Here is a 12,987-nt window from a genome sequence, read left to right as displayed (position 1 = left end):
CAGGGCCAGAAAACATATACAATCAGGGCGGCGAACTGGGAGCTTTCATCAATCATGCCGGAAAGCGAGGCTTCGAAAGGAGGAAGCGGGTTCAGGCGGACGCCGGGCAAGCAGCTGTACGACATGACCGAACACGAGCTGGTCAGCGAGATATTGTTCGGTTCGGCCCGGCTTTATGAGTTTTTCGGCTTCGTCATGACCGATGTGCACGGCCTCAAGGCAGCAGACGGATGGGAGTATGTCTTCCTGGGAAACATTCCTCGAACCGACCTCGGGCTGTCGAGATTGGGGCAACCGGGAGATATCGACCTTCTCATCATTCCGCACCAAGGCAGCAAGTTCCACCTCGGCAAGGCTGCCGCGATCGAGATCAAGCGCCTGTCGCTCAAGGCTCCTCGATGGAACAAGAGCACGGATCGGTTGGGGATCACGCAGGCCAATGGTCTGTTGGAAGCGGGTTTCCCATATGTCGGAATCCTGCACTTGATCGTTCACGACAGGGGACCGGACGAGAATCACAAGCCGATGATGGCCGCCCGCGTGGTTGATCAGGACGGCACCATGGAGATCGAGGGCAGCTCCGTTACCGATATGACGGGCTATATATCGTCCGAACGGCAATTGGGCCGGTTGCTCGCTCACAAGCCTGATCCCGTTATCGGGTTGAACTGCGTCTCGCTCTGCGATGTCGAGCAGTCGACCCACCGGGGCGTCATGGTCGGAATGCCGAACGGACGGGCCGCCAAAAGGAACCCCAATGCCAGCCTTGCGTGCGTGAGGCTGATATCGTCATTCATGGAACGCATCGCTGCGGGCACTGCCTGAAGGGCCGCCCCCCGGATTTCAGCAGGACCATCTGTTTCGGAATGTCCGCCACGGAGATGCGGGCTTTCAGGGAGGACATGGCCGATTGGAGACAGTCGGCTTTCAGGGACCAAACAAAGAGAGCGGACGTTCCAAGGCAATCCAGAGCGTTCGCTCTCTAGGTTATCGAGATTTGATCGTTAGACTTCGATGCCTTCCGCCAAAGTCAAGGCGTCTTCAACGTCGACGCCGAGATATCGCACGGTATTTTCAATCTTAGTGTGACCGAGCAGAATCTGCACCGCACGCAAATTTCCGGTCGCCTTGTAGATGATCGACGCCTTCGTTCTGCGCAGCGAATGCGTTCCGTAATCTTCGCTTCGAAGGCCAACCGCCGTCACCCATTCATCGACGAGACGCGCATATTGACGCGTGCTCATATGAGCGGAGTGGTCGACCCGGCTGGGGAACGCAAAATCCTCGATCGATCCGCCGCGCCGCTCAAGCCATGCCAAGAGGCTCCCGCGAGCATCCGACATGATTTCGAACTGAACGGGCCGATTGGTCTTCTGCTGGATCACCATCGCCCGCGTTCTCAACTCACCGCCGGCTACAAGGTCGCCGATCTTTATCTTCACTAGATCGCAGCCCCTCAGTTTGCTGTCGATCGCAAGATCGAACAGCGCCCTGTCTCGAAGCCGATGCTCTCGATCTAAGTGAAAGCGAATTGCCCAAATCTGCCGTGGTTTTAACGGCCGCTTTGCGCCAACCTTTCGACCGGCATTCCACGCCGGTCGTGGAGGTAAATAGTCGAATTCTGACCTACCCATGATCGTTCTCCTGCGGCCAAAATGGCCAAAATGGGAAACGCACGGATCAAATCGATTGGCCGGTAGTCGACTGGCGGCTTTTGAAGCGCAAAGGCGGAGAAGCCGACGCTGCGTCTGGCACCGGCGGCGGCTAGGGAACTAACGACGTCAGAACCAAACTGCTTTCCTGAAGGTCAAAATAGTCCCCTTCGTCTTCCATGCGCTGCCTGAAGTGCTCATTCTCCGAAGCGGATATGGCGAACAGGTGGCCTCGCCTCAGTCGAAGGCCCGGCTCGGACTCCACTAGGCCAACAATCGCGAGCGAAAGTCCTTTCGCCTTTAAGTCCGCAATGGCGCTCCCAGCCGATGGGTCGACCGCATAGAGTATCCCCCAGTCACCGACACCGAAAGCGTAAGACAGCAGGTCTACGCCCCTCGTGGCCGCGCTCGCTCGCGCGAGAGGATGGAATGGCAGCGCGTCGAAGTTGAGCACGGCACCGGCCCCTGAGCCTACCACGCTTAGTGCGCTGGAGCTTAGTCCGTCGCTAAGATCGCAGGCACTCCTGACGCCTTCCAGTGAAGCTAACGCCAATGCTTCCTTCCAAGCGGCTCGAGGACGCGACAAGTACTCAACGGCATCTGGTTCAGGAAAGCCGCCGGCTTGACACGTTCGGTAAGCACCTAGGAAACCACCAACGGTTCCAGCAAGGACGAGCAGGTCACCGGCTTTGCCGCCACGCCTGTTGAAATGGCGATTTTTGTCGATAGTGCCAAGAGCGGCGCCCACCACGTTCATACCCATAGCCTCTTTGGTATCGCCTCCCAGAAAGGCGACGCCGTGGCGCTGGCATTCCTCTGCAGCTCCCGCCACGATGGCTTCCGCAACATCGACTGGCGTGTCATCCTGCATGCTAAGCGACAGCATGAAGCCTCGAGGCCTCCCGCCGACGGTTAAGATGTCACTGCAGTTCGCGGTGACGGCCATCCGTCCCCACACGCGGTAGTCGGACCAGCCGTTCAAAGCCGAGATCGGCTTGGCCGCCCGGTCGATCTTCATGACCAGATCCGTTTCCGGAAGACCTATGTCCATCACGCTCGCGTCATGGCCGAATCCGTTTACGAACGCTGGGTCGACAGAGAGCGTCGGAAGCAGCTTCGCGAGAAACGCCTTTTCACCCACGTCTGACATTTTCAGGCCATCTGGCATCAACGCCACTCCGTCAGCGCAAGGTTCATACGTTCCGGAGTGAATGGCATCGGAGCCGAAGAATTCGTTTCTACCGTCGGCGCTCCAAGTCTATATACTCGCGCTTGCGGCTTCACGATCGGCGACTGAAACTGAACAGTTATGGTGAGCTCGCTCGTAGGCCTGGCAGAGTGAAGGATGTCCGCGCCGATCGCATAGATCTGGGGTGCTTCGACCGAGAACCTTTTGACTTCGGCAATTCCAAGGTTCGTTCCTCCGCCCTCCGAGCCTGCGGCGTCGCAGGAGCCCGCCGAATAAAGGAGGGGCCGCGCATCTAAGAAGCCGCCCAACCTTGGCTCCAGCCCGAAGACCCGTTGTTCGAGCCGGCCGGCGCAGCAAACTGAAACAAAGTCGTAGCAGTGATCGTGGATGTCCTCTGAAACCGGGCTGATTGAGCTCCGGTCCCAGACATGCACCGCGACACGCGGCCGCTCCAATGCCCATGATGTGAGCGGAACGCGCCCAAATCCCAGTGGGTGGCTTAAGTCAACCGATGTTCGCGCGACGATCCTCCTTGCTAACCGCACCGCGGCCGTACCAATCGCGCACGCGCCGACATCCTCAAGTACGCCGGTTTTATAGCCTTGCCGCTCAAGTCGATCGATACAGTCTTCGATGAGACTCTGATCCTGCTTGTGATTCACCGCACTAATTTCCGATCGCTTCTTCCACCGACCGGGGAACACGGTCAGCGAAGAAGCTCGACCTTTCGTCGCGCATGTAGGAGAAAACCTCGCCGTTGCGCTTCATGCTTACCGTGTCCGAGAGGAGCTGCTCGATGGTAAGCCATTTGTACTTGCGCTCCTGCTCTTCAAATTCGCGCTTCAGGAAGAGATCGCAGTGCTTTTTGCCAATCTTCATCAGGTAGAAGGTGAAGCGGTAGTTGGTCAACTTGCGCGAAGCCTCGGAAGTTTTTGTATGGCGCACTTCATGACCGACAAGTTCATGAGCGGTGAACGCTTCCTTTGGCAAGCTGAACCGCTGGGTCGCATATTCCGAAACGTCCGAAGGGTCAGACTGCCCGGGCTGGAGACTGACGAACGGCATTAGATAGCATTGCCAGATCGGGTCAAAGTACACGAGCAGAAGGCTTGCGCCGCTTTCATCCTTGGAGCGGAAGTATGTCAGCGCATAGTTACGGACGGGCGAATGAGACTCCCTTGCGATGCCATCCATCAAATCGGAAATGCTTTGATGCCCAAACGCCCTCACCCCGGCGACTACGGTCCAAATCGAGAAGACAACTAGGAGAAAGATCGTACCATTTCGCCAGTCGTCAGCTTCTAGTCCATATCTGTCCTTGAAGTCCGAAACGATGAGAGTCGCAAACAGCGTGATGGCGACCGCCAAGGGCGTCACCCAGAACAACCGATCGTAGACGCGCTTCGCGAACTCCTGAATCAGAATTTGAAGCCTATCGAATCCGATCGTGATCGGATCCACGAAATGGGCAGTACGTTGCCCGACCTTAGATTTGCGCTCTGAGCCCAACTTCCGCCCCTTCAATGCTCGCCAGACTCGCCCACTGGCGTTGCTGGTGTTCCCCGTCACCGGCTTCTCTCATACGAAGAGTCTCCCTGTCAGCCAGAAAAATGCGTCTTGAATACTCCCTCTGTTACAGCCATCGCACCGAAGGGACGCGCCGATAGGATTAATGGCGATTATTGAGGCACATGCATGACCGGCAGGTGAAGCAGTAAAGTGGCCGACTGCGAACTGCCAGCTTCTTGAGCGCCAACGGGGAAGCCGTCGATCACGGCCAACTCCTTCACTCCTCGATGATCGGCAGCACGCCCGTGTACCCAGCATTGCGCGATAAGGATTCGATAAGTTGCTCCGAGCGACCCGCGAACAGTGTGGAACGCGTTGCGGAAGCCTCATTCATGCGTCGCACTTGGTCCGGCTCGACACCGACAACCTCGACTTCCTTCCGCCGATCAAGCTGGCCAACACAAATGTCCCAGGTCAGAGGCAGAAATAGTGTTGGCCGTGACCAACTCCTGTCAGGAAGGCGGAATGCGACCGTGGCGCCAGGAACGTCGCCGACAATAAAGCTCTTTTTGGGATCCCTGTTTACATAAATCGCCAAACCCATCTTGCTGAACGCTTCTCGAACCTCGGCGCTTGGCGGGGACCTTTGAGCTGTAACGATGGCATTGCGCCGAATCCTCAATGCGAGGTCGGGATCGCTCTGTTGCGTCCCCGAAGCCTGAAGATCGGCCTCGATTTTCGCTACAGCCTTTTTAACTCGGCCTTCTAAGTTCATTTGAGCGGCAAATGCCTCGATGAACCCGGGAGTGCGCTTAAGATGGTAGTAAAAGAAGTCCGACCAGAACTGCCAAGCCCGTTCATCGAGATCAGGTACCGAGCCGTCTCGTACGATTGCAGCCAAATCTGAGATAAACTTGACACCAACATCCTCGAGCAATGAGAAGAATTTCTCAAGGGCGACATCTTTTTCGCCATTTGGCAGCACCACTGTGTACAAATCCTTCTGCACAAACAGGTTCTGCGTCGACGTGAAACGGATGTCGCCCTTTTCAAATTCTCGCCGCCAAAACCACAAGCGGCCTTCCGCATCAGTAAAATGGCGCAGCATCATCTGCGGAATAAAGTGATGCCTCTTTGGGACGTTGCTCTTTGCGTTCACCATCCGGTCCGATTCCATTGCACAGTTCTAAATTTGGAGCTGCTAGTGTGAGCGTGGGCGCCCCCAATGCATAGCGGAGTATTGCATTTTAGTGGCCCGACGATACATCGCTAGCTGGGGGCGTATCCGTATGGCAACTGCCCTCAATGAATGATTTCGGGCGGGACAGTGAATGAACAGGGTCGGCAGTGCGGCGATGAGGCAGCCGCGAAAAGGACGTAAAGCCAATCGACCGAGGTTGGCTGATCGTCGCCCGCTTAATCCTTATCCTGTAGATACCTCGGCCGAACTGCTCCGCTTGATCGGAACATATCAAGATTCCGCTTTGGCGGTCTCGTTCAGAGAGATGGTGCCGTGGATCAAGGTCGGCGAGCGTGCCACTCACTATCTCCATTCATACCCTGCGAAGCTTCTACCTCAAATTGCTCATTTCTTCCTCGCTGCAAGCATACTGAGCAAGCAAGGTGACACGGTGTTGGATCCATTCGGAGGGACGGGAACCGTAGCATTGGAAGCGCTGCTGTCCGGACGCAACGCGATCAACGCCGACGCAAATCCCCTCGCACGACTGATCGCCCAAGTTAAGACCAGGGTGCTGTCAGATGACGAACTTCTCAACGCATTCGAAGGCGTCAAAAACCGCTACAAGCTCGCACGAGCGGGCAAACCTCCTTCAGTGGTGAATTTGGAGTATTGGTACTCCGCTGTCGACATTCGCGCCCTTTGCCGGCTGCGATCAGCCGTTCTTGGCGAACGCCATAAGCCCTTGCGAGATTTTCTGCTCGTCACGTTTTCTTCTGTCTGTCGCCGAGTAAGCAATGCAGACCCGCGGTTTTCCGTCCCAGTGCGTCGAAAAGACAGCGGCACTGGCGATGTCGGCGCCCGCTCACTTGTTTGGGATCACTTTGAGAACCAGTTCTTCGCGAATGCAGAGCGTTTTTGCAGTCTTCGCCAGATGGGCTTCAAATCGCGCGCGCGACACTGCGTTGGGGACGATGCGCGAGACTTGCGCGTGGCAAGCGATTGGGATGATCTTGGGAAAAAGCGGCTGCCAGATTCATCGGTGGATCTGATTATCACATCGCCACCTTACGCTGGCGCTCAAAAATACATTCGTGCGTCGAGCCTTAGTCTGGGTTGGCTCGGATTGGCTGGCTCACGTGAGCTGAGAGGCTTTGAACGGAAAAACATAGGCCGCGAGCATCTCGACTTGGGAGAAGTGCAGCGTATCCCGAAATCAGGATTGGAGCAGGCGGACGCGCTGATCTCTGCGATCTCGCGCGAGAATTCCAGTCGAGCAGCAATAGTTGCGACCTACCTTGTAGAGATGCAATTGGCTTTGAAAGAGAGCGTGCGGGCGCTTCGTCCGGGCGGCTATTTCGTGCTCGTCATTGGCGACAATCAAGTGTGCGGACGCGAATTTGCATCATCCCGCTACCTCACCCAGATTCTAAATGACCTCGGGCTTCAGACCAGATTGCGGCTCGTTGATGAAATCCGGTCACGAGGGCTGATCACCAAGCGGAACAAGACGGCAGGTATGATATCGAAAGAATGGATCATTCTGCTTCAAAAGCCGGTAGAATCACTGTGAGTCCGCTCGACGAACTGCGTGCCCTTGATGCCGTCGACGAAGACGATAGCGCAGATTGGGAGGAAACAAAGCAGACGCTGCGCACCCGCATCACGATCCTAAGCGAGCGCGCTTGGGAGGGTCGGGTTAAGTGGGATCTAGTGGAACGCTGGATGTCGAACTTCACGGGTGAGTCCGGCTTGGACATCCAAAAAGAGCGCATTCACGCTTTGTATCTTTTGTCGCAATTCCTATACTTCGGCAGTCGGGAAATACGCGTTCTTCTTAAAGCTCTGTATCGTGACCTGTTTCTTCTCCCGTTGATCCAGGAAGTACGTGAGAAGCACAACGGGATTCGTGATCCGAACCTCCTGAGAGGGCTCGTGGAGGCCGAGCTGGAAAAGACGAGATTTCTAGGTGTCGGAAATCCCTCAGAAAGTGGGGTCCACCTCCTATATTTCTTCCGTCAGGAGAATGGACTCCGGAAGAGGCACTTCCTCGACACGGCTCAGATTCTTGAGCGCCATCTATTGCCGGATAGCAGTTATCAACGGCGGCTGCGGTATCCCGATGTAGAGCGCTACATATTTGTCGACGATGTCTGCGGATCCGGAGACACCGCCATCAAATACTCGAAGGATTTTCTCACCGAAGTTAAGGAGTGCAAGGACGAGGTCACCTTGTCATATTTGGCCATGTTTTCCACTGACGACGGTATGAAGGCCGTGCGGGAGCAGTCTATCTTTGGACAAGCGGCAGCCGCGGTCTACGAGTTGGACAAGACTTACAAATGCCTAAGTGCGGATTCTCGCTATCTGAAAGTCGTTCCCGACAAGATTGAGCCCGACACCGTCCGCAAGGTTGCGTTGACCTATGGCGAGAAACTCCTGCCGAACCATCCCAATGGTTTTCTCGGCAGCGAACTCTTGATGGGCTTCCACCACAATACGCCAGACAATACGATCCCCGTAATTTGGATGGACGAATCGCACGGATCGTCGATCCCTTGGACGCCCGCCTTCCGGCGCTACCCAAAGGTCGCATAAGAGATGAGCTTTCCTCCAGCCACAGAGAACCCATTCGAGCTGAGCAAGGCTAGCAACTTCTCGGTGACCGAGGTTTTGGACTATTGGGTTGATATCATGGAGGACAAGGGCGGACTGATGTCCGTGCTCCAGCCCAAGCAAATTACACCAATGATGCTGCTTGGCGGCAAAGGGAGCGGCAAAACTCACCTGCTTCGGTATTGCTCTGCGCCGGTCCAAGCAGCCCGGCATCAGAATAAGCTGACGGAGGCTATTCAGCGTGAGGGGTTCATTGGGATTTACGTGCCTACCGAAGCCCTCAACCCTCATAGGTTTGCGGAAAAGGGCCAAAGCGCCGCTGCTTGGGCCGACATCTTCGCGATGTATTTCGAGCTTTGGCTGGTCACCGCCTTACTCGAGACGGTGATCGACCACGCAATCGATGAAATTGATAACGCTTCCCAAGCAGCGCTGGCCTCAGAGATCGCCAACCTTTTTGACGAGGATGTATCGAATAATTTTAGGACCTTAACGGACGGTCTCGAGTATCTCGTCCGGGTCAGAAAGAACATCGATGTTGTTGTGAATAATAGTTCTCTCCGAGGCAATTTGGATGGCCTGACCGTTCCGTTCTCTCACGGAAAGCTAATTTACGGCGTCCCGCAAGCTCTTGAAAAATTGCTCGACTTTATGCCCGGGAAAACGGTCGTATATCTGATCGATGAAGCCGAAAATCTGACTGTGGATCAGCAGAGATTCCTCAACACCTTAATCCGATATCGGAAGGGGAACGCCACCATCCGCGTCGGGGCTAGGTTGTATGGCATTCGGACCAACGAGATCTTGGGGTCAGGCGAACCCAACAAGCTAGACGCGGAGTATCATCAGGTAATCCTGGATGAGTTCTTGAGAGACCAAGAAGAGGAATACACCAAGCTGATCAAAGGCTTGGTTTCGACGCGCTTAAGACGCCTCAATCGCGCCCCTAGAGGTCAGGAAGCGCTCGATAGCTATTTCGTTAGCCTCAGCCGCGAAGAGGAATGGAGGCAGGCGATGCTCGAGCTCGCCAGGAAGTACGATGCTGATGATCGAGAGCGTCCGTACTTCAAGCGGTTGCGGAAGCATATCGAAGCGGCCTTTCCCGGGGATGTCGACCTGAGCGATGCCATCGTTCAGCATCTCAGAGCGGACGAAGATCCGATCGTCGAAAAGACAAGCATTTTCATGTTGTACCGGCGCTGGCCATCGCAGAGGGCTAATCTACTCAACCTCGCAAAGAACATCGAGCAGAAGGCGGGCGCCTACCGAAGCGGCGATCGACGCGGAGAGATGGCTAAGACACTACTCTATTTTCGATCCGACCTTATTGCCCAGTTCTATCGAGACTGCCGCCAACGCGTCCCCTTCGCAGGCCTGAAGACGCTCACGGAGCTTAGCCAAGGCATCCCTCGAAATTTCCTTACAATCCTCAAGTACATCTACCGTCGCTCATTTTTTGCCAACGAAGCTCCATTCGACGGCGGCGTGATAAGCGTAACCTCTCAATCGAATGGCGTCCGCGACAGCTCGGCGTGGTTTTGGGAAGATGCCCAACCAGATGGCGATGGCGAGGACGTGCGCGAGGCGATTGAAGCGCTGGCGCTGCTATTTCGTAGTGTGCGGTTCAGCGACAGACCGGCTGAATGTGACCTCTGTACGTTTAGTGTTGATACAGAGACCCTCTCGCTGCGGTCGCGCAAGATCCTCAAGCTTGCCGAAAATTGGTCGTACCTTATCCAAGTCCGTGAGGGCGCCCGGAACAAAAACGACCGCGGAGTCAGCCAAAAGTATCAGTTGGGACCAATGCTCGCCCCGCAATGGGATATATCTGAGCATCGTCGCGGAAATATAGAACTTCGCCCTGACTTGGCCAACGCGATCTTCGACAAGGATAGCCGAGACCTTCTCCCCGGCCTAGTTCGAGCGCGGGTCGCGGGCATGCGAGCTGAAAGCTTCGCAAGCGGCGGCAAAGGAGATCAAGACGAGCTGTTTCAACCATGATCCCGGCGCTCGACTACTATATCGACGCTAAACGGGCGTTATCAGCGGAATCGTCAGATGAATGGGATATCTTCATCTCCGCGTTCAACGACAATAGCCGCGTGCGCGACACGTTCTCGTGGGTCAAGGCGAAGCGAAAAATCTGGTGGTCGCTCCCAGAATATGGCTACACTGAAGAAGAACTTCCCAACGACGGAGTTGAAGTTCGCGAATTCGCGTCGCGACATGAAGCAGAGCTAATCCGGGAAGGTTTTGAAGGACTTCTCGATGACCCGACGTCGAGCATCTGCATCGACATCACGGGGCTAATGCGACAGCATATCTTCTTCATCATGAGATTGATGAAAGATCGAGAAATCCCTCGGTATAGCCTGCTCTACACTGAACCAGAGCATTATGCGCGCAAAGCGGACACGACTTTCGCACTAGGCGAGGTAAGCATGGTGCGACAAGTAGCTGGCTACGAAGGGCAACACTCCACCGACACGAGCAACGATGTTTTGATCATGGGAGGTGGCTATGATCACCCGCTTGTTGCCCACGTCATTCTGAGCCGCGAGAAAGCGCGCCTTGTGCAGGTGCACTCGTTGCCGTCGCTCTCGGCAGATATGTACCATGAGGCTCTCCTGAGGCTCGATCGCGTAAGCGGTACTGCCGACGTCGCTGAAGACCAGACGTTTTTCAGCAGCGCAAATGATCCATTCGTAACCGCCGCAACACTCTCCGAAGCGTGCCAAAAGCTTCGAGCTAAGCTTCCCATATCTAATCTCTACCTCAGCTCCTTGGCGACAAAGCCGCAGGCCGTAGGCTTCGCTCTGTTCTACCTTAAGGAACTTGAAGGAAGTGCATCAAGCGTCATATTTCCCGTGGTCAACCGCTACTTTCGTGAGACTGGAAAAGGGCTTGGCCGCACATGGGTCTATCCAATCGAACTCTCATAGCGATTGACCTGGAAATTCTCCCAAAGCCACAATTTCTGCATCGGTGGGACCAAATCGGCGATCGGCGCCTCTGGGAGCTTTGTCGATCCGCGTTCCGGGCGGAAGCTCTTGCATCAGGTCGAATACAAACGTCGCCAAAGGCGTCATAATTTTTCGCAGCCAATCATCGAGCGCGTCCAAGTCCCCAATAAACTCGAAGCCGACTTCCTCGAAAACATGTGGCATCATGTATCTGACGCCTTCCCAAATCCTAGACGAAGTTAGCACGAGGCTCATGCGGTCCACATCAGTGTGAGCGACGACCTTATTTCGATACTCCAAAAGCCTCTCATGGAGCGCTCGCTCCGTCGAGCTTGGTTTAATTCCGATCGACTTAAAGGAAAGAATCGGAAGCCCCTTGGATTGCGTAAACGGTCGGCAGTACGAAACAACCGCGGCGTCGTGATAGCTGCGTGCTGCCTCACGCTCGACCTGAAGCCTCTCTGTCGGCAAATTCGACAGCAATGAGAAGCCACCGACGGAGAATTTGAAGTCTTCCAAAGCCTGTATTTTTCTCCAATCGCCCTCATTCAGCATCGTCTTGGCCCATCCGTAATCGCAAGTTTTAGCCGCCCGCGATCAGCGGCCGCCTTGCGTTGTATCAGTGACCGCTTAGGGTGTCCGCTCTACTTCCGTTGAACGGCCGACATGAGGCGCAAAGCAGTCCTTCGGACAATCGCTGTCGGGGAGGCTGATCGCTACCAGGATGGCGCGGGCTCTCCTTTCCATTGGGCGCGCCAACGATCGAAATGCGGGAGGAGCGCCGGGGGCAGGGTGGAGACAAACGCCTCATCCATCGGAAAGTGGGGCATGGCTTCGGCAACGGCGTCGAGCAGCAGCATGCCCTGCTTGGCATCCTTGGGCCGCTTGAGTGGGTCGCGACCGGCCTTCTCGGCCATCCAGAGCTTGTGCAACGCGAAATAGCGCGGATCGGGAGCCACGATGCGCGCGGGCGCATTGTCGCGGGAGATGACGACATGATCGACCTGCCGCCCGAGCAGCAACCATTCCTGCTCGGGGAGCGGGATCGGCCTCGGCTGGTCCTTGCGGAACATCCCGTCGATCGTGCTGGGGGCAGCAAGAATCTCGACCTCATATGCCTTGGCATTGCGCGCCTGAAACTGGCGTTCGGTGTTGACGCTATAGGTTCGGTCGACAGCCTTCAGCATCATCCAGATCGACGAAATTTCGTCAGCGGGGGGCTCGGCGGTCCATGCAAGATCAAAGTCGAGCGTTTCCTCCGGAACGTCGCGGATCCTGCCGCCCGCCTCGATATGATAGGCGGGCATCGCGTTCGTGCCGACCACCATGAGGTGACTGCCAAGAAGACGGCGTCGATCGGCCTCGCGCAGGATTTTTCCTGCTTCGGGATCGAGCATGGGCAGTTTGAGCGAGCGATAGATGCGCGCGCGCTCGGCAAGCATTGTTCGGCTGGCCTCGATGCGCGCTTTCACCGCTTCCTTGTCGCTCTTGTAAGCATCGAATTGCGCCTGCTTTTCTTCGTCCAGCCGACCCAGGCTCTTCATATTGCCTTCCCGGTCGGTGAGTTCATAGAGATAGGCGTTTCCGGACACCTCCTTGATGCGCAGATTATAGGGCATTTCGGCGAGCGCGCGCTCGGCGTCACGCCATACCTCATATTGCTGGCGAATGTTGATCAGGTTTCGCGCCTGCTCATCGCTGAACGGTGTGACGGCTTTCATGTTGCCCTGCTTTTTCTATTTTCTTCATTATGCAGGGTAAATCCGAGTTTTTCAAGATATTACCCTGCATTTTCATGCTGGAAACGAAAAGCAGGGCAAGGCCGCCTCGCGTCCCGATAAATTATTGTGGGGTCGAGGCCGGCGTGCCGTGGGACAT

At 55.8% G+C, this 12,987-nt stretch carries 11 protein-coding genes; 5 read left to right on the top strand and 6 right to left on the bottom strand.

All coding sequences use genetic code 11. From position 1 onward, the window contains the following. Positions 1-123 precede the first annotated feature (123 nt). Entirely contained in the window at positions 124-825 is a 702-nt protein-coding gene (locus JV18_RS0106255) for a hypothetical protein (RefSeq protein WP_144243872.1), read from the top strand. A gap of 179 nt (positions 826-1,004) precedes the next feature. On the opposite strand, the gene JV18_RS0106250 is transcribed toward JV18_RS0106255, so the two are convergent. From JV18_RS0106250 to JV18_RS0106230, 4 genes are all read right to left on the bottom strand, one after another. Then, positions 1,005-1,634, bottom strand: a complete 630-nt coding sequence (locus JV18_RS0106250) for a tyrosine-type recombinase/integrase (protein WP_033073847.1) — start codon at positions 1,632-1,634, stop codon at positions 1,005-1,007. 130 nt (positions 1,635-1,764) lie between these two features. Beyond that, positions 1,765-2,820, bottom strand: coding sequence for a thiamine-phosphate kinase (locus tag JV18_RS0106245; protein ID WP_144243871.1), 1,056 nt, complete (start codon positions 2,818-2,820; stop codon positions 1,765-1,767). A gap of 687 nt (positions 2,821-3,507) precedes the next feature. Continuing rightward, positions 3,508-4,302, bottom strand: a complete 795-nt coding sequence (locus JV18_RS0106235) for a hypothetical protein (RefSeq protein ID WP_033073844.1) — start codon at positions 4,300-4,302, stop codon at positions 3,508-3,510. Between the two features lie 325 nt (positions 4,303-4,627). Then, positions 4,628-5,512 carry a DUF4238 domain-containing protein gene (locus JV18_RS0106230; protein ID WP_033073843.1) on the bottom strand — a complete coding sequence of 295 codons (885 nt, stop codon included), beginning with the start codon at positions 5,510-5,512 and terminating at the stop codon, positions 4,628-4,630. 235 nt (positions 5,513-5,747) lie between these two features. Here JV18_RS0106230 and JV18_RS0106225 point away from each other — a divergent pair, with 235 nt between their 5' ends. From JV18_RS0106225 to JV18_RS0106210, 4 genes are read left to right on the top strand one after another with little or no spacing between them, the layout of a single operon-like run. Beyond that, positions 5,748-7,103: a DNA methyltransferase gene (locus JV18_RS0106225; RefSeq protein WP_160174165.1), complete on the top strand. Its 1,356-nt coding sequence runs from the start codon at positions 5,748-5,750 to the stop codon at positions 7,101-7,103. After that, on the top strand, positions 7,100-8,128 hold the full coding sequence (locus JV18_RS0106220) for a phosphoribosyltransferase-like protein (RefSeq protein WP_033073842.1): 1,029 nt from the start codon (positions 7,100-7,102) through the stop codon (positions 8,126-8,128). Before JV18_RS0106225 ends, JV18_RS0106220 begins: the two co-directional genes overlap by 4 nt. A 3-nt stretch (positions 8,129-8,131) precedes the next feature. After that, entirely contained in the window at positions 8,132-10,147 is a 2,016-nt protein-coding gene (locus JV18_RS0106215) for an ORC-CDC6 family AAA ATPase (protein WP_033073841.1), read from the top strand. Further along, positions 10,144-11,088: a hypothetical protein gene (locus JV18_RS0106210; RefSeq protein ID WP_033073840.1), complete on the top strand. Its 945-nt coding sequence runs from the start codon at positions 10,144-10,146 to the stop codon at positions 11,086-11,088. The genes JV18_RS0106215 and JV18_RS0106210 overlap by 4 nt, the downstream gene beginning before the upstream one ends. On the opposite strand, the gene JV18_RS0106205 is transcribed toward JV18_RS0106210, so the two are convergent. Continuing rightward, positions 11,083-11,664: a hypothetical protein gene (locus JV18_RS0106205; RefSeq protein WP_033073839.1), complete on the bottom strand. Its 582-nt coding sequence runs from the start codon at positions 11,662-11,664 to the stop codon at positions 11,083-11,085. The two genes, JV18_RS0106210 and JV18_RS0106205, sit on opposite strands and share 6 nt — an antisense overlap. A gap of 161 nt (positions 11,665-11,825) precedes the next feature. After that, complete coding sequence (locus JV18_RS0106200) at positions 11,826-12,830, bottom strand: GSU2403 family nucleotidyltransferase fold protein (protein ID WP_033073838.1); 1,005 nt, start codon at positions 12,828-12,830, stop codon at positions 11,826-11,828. Positions 12,831-12,987 lie beyond the last annotated feature (157 nt).

Origin of the sequence: Sphingopyxis sp. MWB1 (assembly GCF_000763945.1) — a bacterium.
Taxonomy (GTDB): domain Bacteria; phylum Pseudomonadota; class Alphaproteobacteria; order Sphingomonadales; family Sphingomonadaceae; genus Sphingopyxis.
This window is presented reverse-complemented; position numbering and strand designations above follow the sequence as displayed.